Raw genomic sequence first — 15,252 nt, forward strand, 5'->3', positions numbered from 1 at the left:
GGCGACGGCCGTGATCGTGCACGCGAGTCCCGCGGCCGGCATACTCGACTTTGCCGAGCGCAACGCGGTGGACCTGATCGCTATGGCAACGCACGGCCGGGGCGGCGTCTCCCGCATCATGCTGGGCAGCGTAGCGGACAAGGTGCTGCGCGGCGCGCGTGCGCCCGTCCTGCTCTACCGGCCGCCGGTCCGGCTGCACGGCGCCGGCGCTGCGCGCGGGCGGCTTGCCGTTGCGCGCCGCGGGCGCAGCGCCCCTCGCGCCCCGGTCAGCGGGCATCCCCTCCGGTCCTGATCCCGTTGGCGGCCGTGCCGCGATCAGTGGCGCACGTGCTCAGGCCCAGCAACCTCCCCCTTTGCCGACCAACACCGCTGTCATCCCGAGGGTAAGCCGCGGCACCGCGGCTTCCCGGCGCTCCCTCACACCTCCATGATCAGCCGCACATCCGGATCGATCTGCGCGGCGGCGCTCCGCCGTGTGAGCCAGGAGCCGGTAAAGAACACCAGCAGCGAGAGTACCAGCGCGCCGCCCGATACCGTTACGCCTGCCGGAAAGCTGTACACGTGGAAGTAGGCCAGGCCCTCGAACGCCAGGGTGAAGAGCAACCCGGTGGCGATGGAGGCAATCGCGCCGGCACGCGTTGCCCCCGCCCAGTTCAGCCCGATCGCCAGTGCGGGCACGAGTGTCGACGCGAACAGTCCCCAGCCGAAGATCCCGAGGAACGCCACCAGGGTCCCCGGCAGTTGCGCCAGTAGCGCCGCAGCCAGGGAGATCCCGACCGTGCCGGCGCGCCCCCAGAGCAGCTCGTTGTGCAGCCGCCGGCCGAAGGCCACCGGCAGATCGTGGGTGACGGCGGCCGCGGCAATGTTCATGAACGAGTTGACCGTGCTCATGATGGCCGCCGCCACGCCGGCGAAGACCAGGCCGGCCAGCAGCAGCGGGGTGAAGCGGAGCAGGAGGGTGGGCGTGGCCAGATCCGGATGGCTGAGGGGCGGTATCGCCTCCCCGATCACCAGCGCCTTGGCCGCAACGCCGACGCCGAAGTAGAGGAGCAGCGTCAGCATCAGGGCCAGCGTCATGAGCAGCGGGTACCAGCGCAGCCGCATCGGGTCTCGCAGCATGTAGAACTTGTGCAGCACCTGCGGCTGGCCCAGTGCCCCCAGCCCGAACACGAAGTAGAAGGAGAGTGCGGCCATGGGCGAGAGCTTCCCCCACGGCGCCATGGACGCCGGCTCCGCATGCAGAATGCTCCGGGAGATGTTGGCCAGCCCGCCGCCCGCGTCCAGCGCAAAAAGGAAGACCAGCACCGAGGCCAGGGCCATGAGGCTCCCCTGGAAGACGTCCGTGTACACGCCCGCCAGGATGCCGCCCGACGCGGAGTAGGCCAGCACAATCGCCATGCCCAGCCAGATGCCCCAGCCCAACCCCACTCCGAATATGGCGTCAATGACCACGCCGAGCGCCAGCAGGTTGGTCGCCATGTAGCCTACGACGGCGACCAGGATCGCAGTCGCCGAGAGCCCCTGCGCCAGTCGCGAGCGGTAGCGCGCGCCCACCGCGTCCGGCACGGTGATCAGCCCGCGCACCTCGCCCAGCAGCCGCAGCCGCTTGGCCAGCAGCCACGCCGTCATGGTGCTCGTGATGGGTGCGGGAAGGATAATGAACAGCGCGCCCAGCCCGACAGCATAGAGGAGCCCCGGCCCGCCCACGAAGGCGAAGCCGGACAGGGTCGAGGCCATGGCGGCAAGCGAGAGCGTGATCAGCCCGATGCCGCGCCCCGCGACAAAGAAGTCACTGGCCGTGCGCGTCCGCCGCAGCGCCCAGGCGCCGATCGCCGCCACGGCCGCGAAGTAGAGCAGCGCGATCGCCACCACGGCCGGCTGCGCCAGCCGCGGCAGCGGCACGGCCTGAAGCAGCGGCACCACTCTAAGGCTTGAACGCCCGCATCACCATGGCGAGCGCGCCAAACGACGCCGCGACCTTGCGTGTCTCGGGATTGGCACCGCCGTTCCTGACCAGCCGCAGCGCCGCTGCGTAGAGCTCCGGCAGCAGCGCCACGACCTCGCGCTCGAACCAGGTGTGCCCTTCGGCGGTATGGGCCGCCATCACGAAAGATCCTTTGGAAACTGGCTGGGCAGCCTCGCTGCGGATGGAGGCAGCCAGCCTACACTAGTGTGCGCGGCCCCGCCTGGGAATAGCCGCGCCTGACGGACTCGCGCGAACGCGCCCGCGCAGCTAATCTTCCCGGAAAGCTGCTGCCCCCGAGTCCCATCCCCCTTCGCCACCGCTTGCCCATGGCCGGAACACTTGCCGCCCGCCCCCCCCGCCCCCGCTGGCGCTGCGCCGCGCATGCCCTGACGACCCTCGCCGCGCTACTGGGCAGCCGCCCAGCCGCCGCGGCACAGTGGAAGCCGCAGCAGAGCGGCACCACCACCGAGCTGCGCGGCCTTGCCGCCGTCAACGAAGCTGTTGCCTGGGCTGCCGGCCGTGACGGCATTTACACGCGTACCACCGACGGCGGCTCGAGCTGGACCTCCGCCAGCGTGCCCGGTGCCGCAGACCTCTACTTCATCGATGTCCACGCCGTCAGTGCCGATACCGCGTTCCTCCTCGGAACCGACTTCCGCGGCAGCTACGGCGCCGTTTACAAGACCACGGATGGCGGCGCGCATTGGGTGCGCCAGTACCAGAAGCGGGCGCCTGGCGTCTTCTTCGATGGCATGGCCTTTTGGGACGCCGACCACGGCGTAGCCTTCAGCGACCCGGTGGATGGCAGCTTCCTGATTGTCACGACCGCGGACGGCGGCGCCACCTGGACCGAAGTGCCCCGCGACCGGATCCCACCGCCCCGGGCCCGCGAGGCCGGATTCGCCGCGAGCGGCAGCGGGATCGTCGTGCAGGGCTCCAGCCGCGCCTGGTTCGGCACCGGCGGGAGCGCCATGGCCCGCGTGTTCTTCACCCTGGATGGTGGCGCCACCTGGGCCGCCGCGGAGACGCCGCTCGCCGCCAGCCAGACGGCGGGGATCTTCGCCCTGGCGTTCCGCGACTCGCTAAACGGCGTGGCGGGCGGCGGCGACTATCGCGATTCTGCCGGAACAGCCGCTGCCCGGCTGGCTGGCGGGGCCAACGTGCTGCGCACCGCCGACAGCGGGATCACCTGGGCCCTCGCCAGTCCCTCCGATCCGCCGGGCGTGCGCTACGGGCTGGCCTACGTCCCCGGCGCCGCTACGCCCACGCTGATGGCCGTGGGACCGGCGGGCTCCGGCTACTCCCTCGATGACGGCACCACCTGGACCCGTCTGGGCGACGTCGGCTACAACACCGTCTCCTTTGCCAGTCCTGCCGCCGGCTGGGCCGCCGGCACGGGAGGCCGCATCGCCCGCTGGACGGGGCCGATCCCACCGGCCGTGACTCCCTGAGCCGGTTGCCCTGGCCCCCTCGACCCCCGGCTCGCCTCGCCCCCGCGGGCTTGGTGCTCGAATCCGCAAGTACGGTCACGCACACTCGACCACTTACCGCGCCGCCAGCCGGTCCGTCTTGGCCGCCATGATGAAGTCGTTGCGGTGCAGCCCCCGGATCTTGTGCGTCCACCAGGTCACGGTCACGCGCCCCCATTCCGTGAGCAGCGCCGGGTGGTGATGCTCGGATTCCGCCAGCTCCCCCACGCGCTGAGTGAATGCCAGCGCGCCGCGGAAATCGGGGAACCGGAAAACACGCTCCAGGCGCGGGATTCCCTCCCGTTCGACGACGTCCCACTCCGGCACCTCTCGCCCGAGCTCGCGCGTCTCCTCCGCGCTGACCCGCGGCGAGTCCGCCCGGCACGCCTCACACTTCATCTCCGTTAATCCTGCCATTGCCCCCGCTCCTGTTAGGGTCCGTTCCCTGGGTCGGTCTGAGGCGGAGCCTCGTTAAAGTTAGACATCTGCTACGCCCCGCGACAGCGCGCAACGGGTCCGGCTATTCCGGCTATTCCCCATCCCGATGCCAGGCATGGGCCCTGGCCCTTCCCCTGTTCCTGGCTAGCAGCAAGAATCGGATTGAATCCTCTGCTCTGCCGCTGCATCATCGGGGCAGTTCAACCACGGAAAGGCGGCCCCATGATGCTACGCGGCGAGGATTACGGCCGGATCGAACAGGCGATCCTATACCTGGACAGTCATTTCTACGAGCACCCCGGGCTGGGCGAGGTCGCTCGCAGCGTGGGCCTCAGCGAGTACCACTTCCAGCGTCTGTTCACCCGATGGGCGGGCATCAGCCCCAAGCGGTTCCTGCAGTTCCTGACCGCGCATTACGCCCGTGACCTGCTGCGCGAGCCGCGCAGTCTGCTGCAAGTGACTTACCACGCCGGGCTCTCCGGGCCCTCGCGGCTGCACGACCTGATCGTGAGCGTCCACGCCGTCACGCCGGGCGAGCTGAAGCGCGGCGGCGCCGGGCTCACCATCCGCTACGGCACGCACGCCAGCCCGTTCGGCGAGTGCCTGATCGCCGTGACCGAGCGCGGCATCTGCGCCCTCTCCTTCCTGGTGCCGGGCGGCGGCGATCACCCCGCCGCCGAGCTGCGGCGCCAGTGGCCGCACGCGCAGCTCGAGCACTCCACAGCGGCAACCGGCCCGCTCCTCGAGCGCATCTTCACGCTGGCGGGGACCGGCGCCACTGCTGCGCTGCCCATCGTTCTCAAGGGCACCAACTTCCAGATCCGGGTCTGGGAAGCGCTGCTGCGCATTCCGCCAGCCACCGTGGCCTCGTACGACGACATCGCCGCCGCCATCGGCGCACCCCGGGCTGCCCGGGCGGTTGGCGCCGCGGTCGGCCGGAACCGCGTCGCCTTCCTCATCCCCTGCCACCGCGTTATCCGTAAGACCGGCGCCTTCGGCGAATACCACTGGGGTGCGGGCCGGAAGAAGGTGATGCTGGCCTGGGAGGCGGCCCGGGCTGGATCCCAAGCCTCCCCGGCCTGATCCGAGCCGCACCTGGAGCGAGCGGCGCGGATTATGCAATATGCAGGGTATGCAGGCTTCAGGTTGCGCCGCCGGAAGACCCGGCTATATTTGCTTGACCCCCGCGCAGGCGGAGATCTATTGCCCGGCACAGAGGTACGGGCCGAATTTCCTCCGCATTGTGCTCTCCCCTATTTGAAAATCGTCCCCGCGCCGGAGGATGCTGCGCTCGTGGCGCAGCGCCACCCGGACCCCCAGCTCCATGGAGAACCCGACACCCCGCCACGCCGGCTCGGGCGGCGCTGTCTCGCCGCCGGACGAACTGTTGCGCGCGCTCTGCAGCGCCTGCCCGGACGCGATCCTGCTCGCGGACCGGGAGGGCCGCATCCGGTTCGCAGCCGGCGCGGCGGCAAAGCTGTTCGGCTACTCGCCCGAGGAGCTGCTCGGCCAGCCCGTCGAGCTGCTGGTCCCGGAGAGGCTGCGCGGCAGCCACCAGGAGTTGCGCGAGCAGTACTGGCAGTCGCCGCAGCCGCGGCCCATGCAGTCGGGCCTCGAACTCTACGCCCGGCGCAAGGACGGCTCCGAGATCCCGGTAGACATCCTGCTCGCCCCCCTCGAGAGCGGCCCCGAGCTCCTGGTCCTGGCCATCGTCCGCGACCTCGGCGAGCAGCGTCGCCTGGAGAGCGCGCTGCTGGACACGGCCGAACGCTACGCACTGGTCCTGACCGGGATGGGCCAGGTGGTCTACTCCCGCAGGCCCGCACCTGGCGCGCCGCTGAGCGGAGAGGCCGAGTTCATCAGTCAGCAGGTGACGGACCTCGTGGGCTGCCCGCCCGAGGACTTCGCTCGCGATCCGGGCCTCTGGTACGCGCTCCTGCACCCGGAGGACCGGCCGGTGGTCGAGGCCGCGACGCAGGAGCTGGTGAACAGCGGCCGCCCCGGCCTGCAGGAGTACCGGCTCCGCCACCGCGACACCGGCGAATATCGCTGGGTCGAGGACTGGACGGTCCCCCAACTCGATGATGCGGGCGCCGTCGTGCGCCTCTTCGGCGTCGTGCGGGACGTCACGGTCCGGGCAGCCGCGGCTCGCGCGCTGAGGGAAAGTGAAGCCCGCTACCGCACGCTCTTCGAGCAGTCCCGGAGCGCCATTATTGTCGCCACCTGGGAAGGCCGGATCCTGGACTTCAATTCCGCAGCGTTGCAGCTCCTGGGCTGCAGCGCCCGGGACATGGAAACCCTCGCAGCGCGCGACCTCTTCGCGGATCCTGATGACGCCGAGTGGATCCCGCGCGCCATCCTGGCCGAGGAAAGCGTGCAGGACCTCGAGGTCCAGTTGCAGCGGCGGGACGGCACGGCGCGCGACTGCCTGCTCTCCGCCACCGTGTGGAAGGCGGACACCGGCGAGGTGCTGGGCTACGAAATCATCGCTCACGACATCACCGAGCGGAAACGGCTCGAGCGGGAGTTCCGGCAGGCGCAGAAGATGGAAGCCGTCGGCCGCCTCGCGGGCGGCATTGCCCACGACTTCAACAACCTGCTCACGGTCATCCGCGGACGTGCCGACCTCCTGCTCGCCGAGCTGCCCGGCGAAGATCCCGGCCGGCCCGATGTCGACGAGATCGCCCAGGCCGCGGACCGGGCGGCGAGCCTGACCCAGCAGCTCCTCGCCTTCAGCCGCAAGCAGGTGATGCAGCCGCGGCTGCTGGACCTGAACGCCGTCGTCTCCAACCTCCAGCGCATGCTGCGCCGTCTGATCGGCGAAGATATCGAGATCGCCACCGACCTCGACCCCACCCTGGGCAAGTTGCGGGCGGACCCCGGGCAGATGGAGCAGGTCCTCATGAATCTGGTCGTAAACGCGAGGGATGCCATGCCGCGGGGCGGCACTCTTAGCATCGGCACCAGGAGCGTCGAGGTGGAGGAGCGCCAGGCCCGCGCGCACGCGGGCGCACACCCCGGCCGCCACGCCCTGCTCTGGGTCGGCGACACGGGCGTGGGCATGGACCGCGACACGCTCTCGCGCATCTTCGAGCCCTTCTTCACCACCAAGGAGAAGGCGCAGGGGACCGGGCTCGGCCTCTCGACCGTGTACGGCATCGTGAGCCAGAGCGGCGGCTGGATCGACGTGCAGAGTGAGCCCGGGCGGGGTACGCGCTTCGACATCTATCTGCCCCTGGCCGGCGACGCCGCGGCCGAGGCCCCACGGGGCGGTCCGCCCGCCGCGGAACCGGGGGGCGGCGGAGAAACCGTGCTGCTGGTCGAGGACGAGGATGCGGTGCGCTCCCTCGCCCGCCGCGTGCTCGAGCGCCGCGGCTATACCATCCTCGAGGCGCGTACCGGTGCCCAGGCCCTCGACCTCGCCCGCCAGTACAACGGCGCCATCCACTTGCTGCTCACCGACATCATGCTGCCCCAGATGAGCGGCCACGAGCTGGCCGGACAAGTTGCCGAAGTGCGGCCCGGGCTCAAGACGCTCTACATGTCCGGCTATGGCACCGTCGATGCCACGGCGCTTCCGGTCATCGAGGCAGGGCGCGACTTCGTGGAAAAGCCCTTCACCCCCGCCACGCTCGCCCGTAAGGTGCGCGAGGCGCTCGGCCCGGAGTAGCGCGGTGAGCGAGGCTCCCCGTCCCGCCGAGCGTCCGGCGCCGCCCCAGGAGCTCCTGGACTTGCTCCTGGAATTGGCGTCCGCCGTGCAAAAACACACCATGTACCCCGAGGGGCATCCGGCCCTCGCACCCGCCGGCGCGGCGGTAGCCGAACGCATCGAGAAGCTGCTCCGGGAGCGCGGGTCCCTCGCCCTCGGCGTCGCAAGCCGGCAGCTCGTCATTGGCGGCGCTCCGACGGACCCGCAGCACCCCGTGCTCGGTGGCCTGGCGGAGCGGCTCCACCGGCACCAGATCGGGGCGCTGAGCTTCGAACCGGGTATCTCCGCTGACGAGGCCGCGGACCTGCTTCGCGCCCTAGCGGCTGACGCGGACCGCGCCGGTCCGCTCGGCGCGAGGCCGCCGGAGCGGTTCCCGGCATGGCCGCACGTGCACCTCTTCTCGGTGCGGTACGACAGCCTGGAGCTGGCCGACGGCGTTGAGGGCGGCGAGGAGGGTGGGCCCGTGTCCCGCGGCACGGAGCTCTGGCTCGGGCTCGCTCGCACCGCCCTCGCCGCCGGTGCGGCCCAGAAGACGGCCGCGGCAGCGGATCCGGCGACAGTCGCCCGGGCCATTAACACCCACGAGGCTAGCCGTGCCTACGAGCAGGCCATCGTCGGCTACTTCCTTCAGATCGCGGAGGAGCTCAAGACAGGCGGGATCAGCGACGCGCCGGTGATCCGGCGCCGCATGGCCCGGCTGATCACCGACCTCCGCCCCGACACGCTGCGCCGCCTGGTGAACATGGGCGGCGACTTTGGCCGACGCCGCAGCTTCGTACTGGACGCCTCTCACGCCTTCAGCCTCGACGCCGTCATGGCCTTGCTCCGGGCCGCGGCCGAGGCGTCCGACCGGAGCCTCTCCCACACCATGGTTCGGCTCCTCTCGAAAATGGCGCAGTACGCCGAGGGCGGCTCGCCGCAGGTGCGCAGCCAGGCGGATACGGCGCTCCGCGAGCAGGTTCGGCATGTGCTTCAGGGCTGGGACGGAGGCGAGACGCTCCCGGAACCCTACACGCGCGTGCTGGGAACTCTGGCCCGGTCAGCTCAGGGCAGCCCCCTGTCTGACCTCTGGGCGGAGCCGCTCGAGGTTGAGCGGATCATCGAGCTCGGGCTCGAACTCGACGTCAATGGCCCGGACGTCTGGACGGCCGTGGACCGGTCGCTCGAGGAGGGGAAGCTGGGCACCCTGGCCGCTCTGCTGGACCGGGCTCCCGCGGGGAGTCACTGCGCCCAAGAGATCTGGCGTAGGATCGCTACCGCAGAGCGCCTTGCTGTCGTGCTGGCGGCCGATCCCGTCGATCTCCATCTGGTCGATAAATTCGTGGCGCACCTGGGTGCCGCAGCGGCAGCGCCTTTGCTTCGGACGCTGGTCGAATCGGAATCCCGGCGGACGCGTCGCGAACTTTTCGAGCGCCTGGGCGCGTTCGGCAGTGCCATCGTTCCGCTCGCCGCCGAGCTGCTTGCCGACGAGCGCTGGTTCGTGCAGCGAAACCTGCTCTCCCTGCTCAACGCCGTCGGCGAGTGGCCCGAGGGCGTGCCGACCGCGCCCTACGCCGGCCACCCCGACGCGCGGGTGCGCCGCGAGGCCTTCCGTCTGCTGCTCCGCCTCGACGGCCACCGGGAGGACGTGCTCGCCCCGGCCCTCCAGGATGCCGATCCGGCAATACTCCGGAGGGGGCTGGCGGCTGCTCAGGAAATGCAGTGCCCGCCGGTCGCCGTGCCCATTGTCGCAAGCCGCGCCCTCGACGCGGACCTGCCCATGGACCTCCGCGCGCTCGGCGTCCGCGTGCTCGGTCGGGTGCGCTCGCCGGAGGTCCTCGAGACGCTGCTCCGCCTGGCCTCCAGGCCAAAGCGCCTTTTCCTGAAACCGCGCGTCGCCGCAAGCTCGCCTGTGACCCTGGCAGCGCTTGCCAGCCTGGCCGCGGGCTGGAGCGACGAACCCAGGGCTGCAGCACTGCTCGCGCGCGCCCGGCGCGCGCGAGACCTCGGCATCCGCGCTGCGGCCAGAGAGATCGAGCCCCAGCCATGAGCGAGCCAGCCCAGTTCCTGAACGGCCTGGCCCAGGCCCTGTCGACCATGATGCTCTACGGCGAAGGGCATCCGGCCCGGGAACGGGTGCTGGAGACGGCCTATCGGGGACTGCGCGACCTCCAGTCCGCCGAGCCCCGGCCAATTTTCACCTTCCTGGGCGAGGAAGTGATCTGCGGGAATCGGCCAGTGCGCGAGCTCAGAGGCTGGGATTGGACGCCCCGCTTCGTGGCCGCGGGCCTCCAGCGCCTCGAGTTCGGCGAGAACGTAGTGCGGCAAGATTTTGACGCTTTCCTTGAGGAAGTGCTGGCCAGGCTGACCGCGCAGCCGGCCGAGACCGCGTCTACACGGGAGATGCGCGCGACCAGCATCCGCTTCGGCGCCGTGGGCGTGCGAGACGCGAGCCGGGACGAGTCGGCCGAGGCTCCAGCCATCGAACGGGCGGCGGTCTCGCTGGCCGCGGAGGCCGAGGCCGTGCGCTGGCTCCACGACCAGGTCGGCGCCAGCCGGCCGCTTCCCATCGCCGAGCTCATCTCGGTCGTCCGCTCCCTCACCATCGCCATGCACGCCGAGGAGCAGGTGGTCCTGCCACTCCTCAAGACCCAGGGCTTTGAGGAATATCTCATCACGCACGCGCTCAACGTTTCGGTCCTGAGCATGGCGTTGGCCGAGGCCATGAGCCTCGGGCAAGCGGATGTGCGCGCCATCGGCGAGGCGGCACTGCTCCATGACATCGGGAAGGTGGCCATCCCGCGGGAGCTACTTACCAAGCCCGGGAAGCTGTCTGAAGAGGAGCGGGCCGAATTCCAGCGGCACCCGGTCGAGGGCGCGCGCATGATCCTGGCCAGCACCCCGAGGGCGAGCCTCACCGCCACCGTCGCCTACGAGCACCATATCATGCTGGACGGCGGCGGCTACCCTACTCGGCACTTCCCGTCCGACTGCTACTTCGCGAGCAAGCTCGTGCACGTCTGCGATGTGTATGATGCGCTGCGCAGCGAGCGCCCATACAGGGATGCCTGGACGGCGGAACAGGCCCTGGCCTACATTGACCAGTGCGCAGGGACCGAACTCGATCCCCAGCTTGCGAGGACGTTCACGACCATGATGCGGCGGTGGGAGGAGCGGGTGGTGAAGTTTGCGGGCGAGCCCTAGAGAGCGGAGAACCTGGGGGTCGTGGCACAGCTCCAGGCCTACCGCCTCTGCTCGATCGGCACGTAATCCCGCTGGTCCGACCCCGTGTAGATCTGCCGCGGCCGCGCGATCTTCTGCTCCGTGTCTTCCAGCATTTCCTGCCACTGCGCCAGCCACCCCGCGGTGCGCGGGATCGCGAACAGCACCGGGAACATCGCCACCGGGAAGCCCATCGCCTGGTAGGTGATCCCGGAATAGAAGTCCACGTTGGGGTAGAGCTTCCGCGTAATGAAATAGTCGTCCTCCAGCGCGATCCGCTCCAGCTCCATGGCCAGCTCGAGCAGCGGGCTGCGCCCCGTGACCTCGAGCACCTGCTCCGCCATCTCCTTGAGGATGCGCGCACGCGGGTCATAGTTCTTGTAGACCCGGTGCCCGAAACCCATGAGCCGGAACTCCCCCTCCTTCACCCGCTTGATGTACTCCGGCACCCGATCCTTGCTGCCGATCTCCTGCAGCATGCGCAGCACCTGCTCGTTCGCGCCGCCATGCAGCGGCCCGTACAGCGCCGCCGTGGCCGCGGCTACCGTGACGTACGGATCCGGCAACGAGCTGCCCACGCTGCGCATGGCATTCGCACTGCAGTTCTGCTCGTGGTCCGCGTGCAGGATGAACAGCACGTCCAGCGCCCGCTCCAGCACCGGGTTGGGCCGGTATTTCAGCTCCGTCATCTTGTACATCATGTTCAGGAAGTTCCCGGTGTAGCTCAGGTCATTGTCCGGGTACGCGTACGGCATCCCCACATTGTGCCGGTAAGCAAAAGCCGCGAATGTCGGCATTTTCGCGATCAGCCGGTGGATCTGCTTGCGCCGGATCTCCGGGTCATGGATACGGCTGGCTTCCGGGTAGAACGTGGACAGCGCCGCCACCATGCTCACCAGCATGCCCATGGGGTGCGCGTCGTAGTGGAAGCCGTCCATGAGCTTCTTGGTCTGCTCGTGCAGAATCGTGTGATGGATGATGTGCCACGTCCACTCGTCCAGTTGCGCCTGCGTGGGAAGCTCACCATGTAGGATCAGATAGGCCACCTCCAGGAACGTGCTCTTGGCCGCCAGCTCCTCGATCGGATAACCTCGATACCTCAGGATCCCGCGGTCCCCATCAATGTGCGTGATCGAGCTCTTGCACGACGCCGTGTTCAGGAACGCCGGGTCGTAGCTCATGAGCCCGAAATCGTCCTCCGACGCTTTGATCTGCCGCAGGTCCACGGCCGGGATCGCAGCGCCGTACTCCGGATAGACGCCGTACAAGATCGGGACCTCGTACCGCTTCCCGGTGCGGTTGTCGATGACCGTGAGAGTATCTGCCATGGGCACTCCCTCCAACTCTGACAGACGACGACGCCGCCAACGGGTCACTCGGGAACCCCGGGGGCCGGTCAACGCCGACCGCCGCCGCTACATCCTGGGCCCGCTCAGGCGCCGCCTCGAGACCCGCCCGCCGCTGGGTAGGCCCCGGACGGCAAAACTCGGTCCGGCGAAATGGCGCCGGTCGCTCGTATGACCCCCAGAGGAACGTCCAAAGGCCGCTCCTTGTGTCATCCCCGAGCGGCGGAAGGGCGTCCCTCGCCGCCTGGCCGCGCTTCCCGCGTCGGCGCATCAATGTACGCCTGGCGCGGAATCTAACCGCTCCTGCAGGACTCGCGAAATGCACCCCCTTGACGTTACCCAGGGCATCAGGATAGTAGGCTTCAACGCGGACCCCATGAGCGAGGCAGCGAGATGCCGTGACCTCATCCCTGCTCCAATGACCGGACCACGTCTGACTTCGAGCCTCGCGCTGCTCGCGCTCGCCCTGGGCGCGCTCACCGGGCTGCTGGCCCTGCTGGGGCCGCTCGGCAGCCGCTGGGGGTGGTGGCACTTCCGCACCGGCTTTGGATTCCTCCTCGCCGCCACACTCACGGGCCTCGCCGCCCTCGGCCTGGGGGTCATCGCTGCCTTCCTCACCCGCCAGGACGCCCCGCGTGGCGGGGTCGCCTGGGCTGCTACGGGCGCGGCGCTCGGCCTCATGGTCACGGCTGTGCTGGTAAGCTGGGCCTGGCGCGCCCGCAGCGCCCCCGCCATTCACGACATCACCACCGATACCGATGACCCGCCACGCTTCGTCGCAATCCTCCCACTGCGGCAGCACGCGCCCAACTCCGCCGCCTACGGCGGCCCGGAGATCGCTGCACAGCAGCGCGCGGCGTATCCAGAGGTTCGCCCGGAGACTCTCGGCACTCCCACTGGCGAGGCCTTCGAGCGCGCACTCGCCGCTGCCCGCGACATGGGCTGGAAAATGGTGGCGGCAGAGCCGCAGGAAGGTCGCATCGAGGCCACCGCCACCACTACCTGGTTCGGCTTCCAGGACGACATTGTCATCCGCATCAGCCCGGCCAATGGTGACAGCCGCGTCGACATCCGCTCCGCCTCCCGCGTCGGCGTGAGTGACGTGGGCACCAATGCCCGGCGCGTCCGCAAGTTCTTGAAGAAGTTGCGGAGTCATGCCGGGCTGGCACACTACCCCGCCGGCCGCAGGTAAGCGCGTAGGAGCGGCGAAACGCCGCGTCGGGCGATGGCGTGCTCGAGGTCGCGGTCGGTGAGGGTGGGGTCGGGAGTGAGGCGGCGGGATGTTCCCGCTTCCCGGACGGCAATTGGCACTCCGTCACGGAACAGGATGCGATTTCCGGCGAGGGCCGGCACGCGCTCTCCGGGCGTCAGGATGCCTACCAGGTTCAGCGGATCCGCTGCGCTGATGGCGAGGAGTCGGCCGTCCGGTCGCTGCTTGCGCACGGCACGCAGGCTTCCCACGGCCTCGGGCAGCGCGAACTGCTCGCCCGAGATTCCGGCGAGGAAGCGGCCGCCCCGGATCTCTCCCCGCGCCTCCAGCCGGCGGTAGCTAAGCACCAGCTCCCGCCAGGGCGGCGCTGTGGCTTCGCGCACCAGCAGGCGCCTGAACACGATGCCGTAGCGGCGGAGCAGCGTTCGCGCCGCCAGCTCGACCGCCGCCGCGCCCCAGCGGCGCCCGTTGTCTGCGCCGGCAGCGGCATCGGTGCGGCTGGCGAGCAATGACCAGCGCCCCGCCGTCTCCACGCCGTAGGGCGAAACGCTGCGCCGCGCCCGGGCGCCGCCGACGGGACGCCGCCGGTCCGGCGGCGTGAGGAGCGCCCGCAGGCCGGCGAAACTGTCCGACGTGACCAGACCCAGCGCGGCGAGCTCTGCCAGCGCCAGCTCCACCTGCGTCGGCAGGAGCCCGGACTCGGATGCCAGCTCTTCGAAGAAGGATGCGCCGCGCCGCTCGAGGGCCTCCATCACCTGACTTGCGTAGGTCGACAGGTGACCAGGCCGTGCCACTTCCAGCCAGGCTGCGGCGTTCCGCCGCGTGAATAGCGCGATGGGCGAAGTCCGGAGCGGCCCGGGCGCACGGCGCAACCGTCGCGGTCCACCTCCTGCCCGAGCCCCGTCCGCTGCCAGCCCGAGACTTGCCGGGCCGCCTCCTGCTGCCGCCTCCGTTGCCGCCGGTGCCGGCGGGGACAGCCTTCCCCACGCTACCCGCCCCATGAGGCAGAGAGCGTCCAGCAGCTCGGGGGTGTAGTTCTCGCAGCGCGAAGGCAAGAGATCTGCCTCCCACGCCGCCGCCGGCAGCTCGAAGCCATTCAGTTGCTCGAGGACGGCCGACAGCCCGTCCAGTCCCGACACCCGCTGCCCTGGTTCGACGCGCTGCCATTGGACCAGGAACCTCATGAAGTCCGCAGCGCTGACCGGCTCGATCTCCGCCCGCAGCCGGTTCAGCGTGTAGCGGTGGATCCGCGCCAGCAGCCGCCGCTCGCACCACTCGCGCTGGGTCGTGCCTGGCGTGAACGAGCCTCGCAGCACCACGCCTTCAGCTTCCAGCGCGACCAGTGCCGCCTCCGCCTCCCCTTCCTCGACGCCCAGTGACTCTGCCAGCTCGGCCGCTGGGGTTGGCCCGAGCACCTCGAGCCGGCCGCGCAGCAGCTCCCGTATCGCGTCCGCCCGCTCCCACGCGGCAGCGCTCAGGCTCAGAGTCGCATCACTGCCCTGGAGTACGGCCTCCGGCCATACCGCCCGCACCTCCCCAAGCCGCTCCGTCGCAGCCCAAACCGCCGGGAAGCCTGCTGCATCGGGAGCGCTCGATTTCGTACCCGTACCCGTGCCCGTACCCGAAATCGTAGCCGGCATGTCCGAGCCCCGGCCCAACGGCGGCTCTGCCGCCGCGGAGCCCCGGCCCGGGCCCGAGCCCCTTATCGCCAGCGCCCGGCCGGCCTCGACCAGCTCTGCGAAGTAGCCTCGCCAGGATACTCCTTCCCGCCCCGCCTCTCCCTCCGCCTCCGTCAGGAATCCGCACGTCAGCAGCGCGTCGTGCAGTTCGTCGGCGCTGTCGACCTGGGGCCACGCCTCGTCCCGCACGCGTGCGATGGCCGCGGCGTCCAGCGCACCCAGCTCGGCGGCCGA

General features: G+C 70.0%; 12 protein-coding genes. 7 read left to right on the plus strand and 5 right to left on the minus strand.

The window, feature by feature from the left end; translation table 11 throughout:
- On the plus strand, positions 1-292 hold a 292-nt coding region (locus tag HY703_11520), incomplete at its 5' end, for a universal stress protein (protein ID MBI4545817.1).
- Between the two features lie 125 nt (positions 293-417).
- Here HY703_11520 and HY703_11525 read toward each other — a convergent pair.
- A complete protein-coding gene (locus tag HY703_11525) occupies positions 418-1,920 on the minus strand; it encodes a sodium/proline symporter (protein ID MBI4545818.1) in 1,503 nt (500 codons plus the stop codon).
- A gap of 4 nt (positions 1,921-1,924) precedes the next feature.
- The gene (locus tag HY703_11530; protein MBI4545819.1) at positions 1,925-2,104 is read right to left on the minus strand and encodes a hypothetical protein; all 180 of its coding nucleotides are present in this window, start codon (positions 2,102-2,104) and stop codon (positions 1,925-1,927) included.
- Between the two features lie 188 nt (positions 2,105-2,292).
- Between HY703_11530 and HY703_11535 the strand changes: the two genes are divergently transcribed.
- Positions 2,293-3,417: an oxidoreductase gene (locus tag HY703_11535; GenBank protein MBI4545820.1), complete on the plus strand. Its 1,125-nt coding sequence runs from the start codon at positions 2,293-2,295 to the stop codon at positions 3,415-3,417.
- A 93-nt stretch (positions 3,418-3,510) separates the two neighbouring features.
- Here the strand turns inward: HY703_11535 and HY703_11540 are convergent, their stop codons facing one another.
- Positions 3,511-3,852: a 4a-hydroxytetrahydrobiopterin dehydratase gene (locus HY703_11540; GenBank protein MBI4545821.1), complete on the minus strand. Its 342-nt coding sequence runs from the start codon at positions 3,850-3,852 to the stop codon at positions 3,511-3,513.
- Between the two features lie 246 nt (positions 3,853-4,098).
- Here HY703_11540 and HY703_11545 point away from each other — a divergent pair, with 246 nt between their 5' ends.
- The 4 genes from HY703_11545 (at position 4,099) to HY703_11560 (ending at position 10,765) form a co-directional block, all read left to right on the plus strand.
- Entirely contained in the window at positions 4,099-4,956 is an 858-nt protein-coding gene (locus HY703_11545; GenBank protein MBI4545822.1) for a methylated-DNA--[protein]-cysteine S-methyltransferase, read from the plus strand.
- A gap of 199 nt (positions 4,957-5,155) precedes the next feature.
- Complete coding sequence (locus HY703_11550) at positions 5,156-7,543, plus strand: PAS domain S-box protein (protein ID MBI4545823.1); 2,388 nt, start codon at positions 5,156-5,158, stop codon at positions 7,541-7,543.
- Positions 7,544-7,547: 4 nt separating this feature from the next.
- Positions 7,548-9,611, plus strand: coding sequence for a HEAT repeat domain-containing protein (locus HY703_11555; protein ID MBI4545824.1), 2,064 nt, complete (start codon positions 7,548-7,550; stop codon positions 9,609-9,611).
- Positions 9,608-10,765 (plus strand): HD domain-containing protein, encoded by a 1,158-nt coding sequence (locus HY703_11560; protein ID MBI4545825.1) that lies wholly within the window; start codon positions 9,608-9,610, stop codon positions 10,763-10,765. Before HY703_11555 ends, HY703_11560 begins: the two co-directional genes overlap by 4 nt.
- A gap of 38 nt (positions 10,766-10,803) precedes the next feature.
- Here HY703_11560 and HY703_11565 read toward each other — a convergent pair whose 3' ends face one another.
- Complete coding sequence (locus tag HY703_11565; GenBank protein ID MBI4545826.1) at positions 10,804-12,111, minus strand: citrate synthase; 1,308 nt, start codon at positions 12,109-12,111, stop codon at positions 10,804-10,806.
- A 436-nt stretch (positions 12,112-12,547) separates the two neighbouring features.
- Between HY703_11565 and HY703_11570 the strand changes: the two genes are divergently transcribed.
- Positions 12,548-13,321 (plus strand): DUF1499 domain-containing protein, encoded by a 774-nt coding sequence (locus HY703_11570; GenBank protein ID MBI4545827.1) that lies wholly within the window; start codon positions 12,548-12,550, stop codon positions 13,319-13,321.
- On the opposite strand, the gene HY703_11575 is transcribed toward HY703_11570, so the two are convergent.
- Positions 13,300-15,252, minus strand: a 1,953-nt coding sequence (locus HY703_11575) for an ATP-dependent DNA helicase (GenBank protein MBI4545828.1), incomplete at its 5' end; no start/stop codon positions are given. The two genes, HY703_11570 and HY703_11575, sit on opposite strands and share 22 nt — an antisense overlap.

This window comes from Gemmatimonadota bacterium, assembly GCA_016209965.1.
Lineage (GTDB): Bacteria > Gemmatimonadota > Gemmatimonadetes > Longimicrobiales > RSA9 > JACQVE01.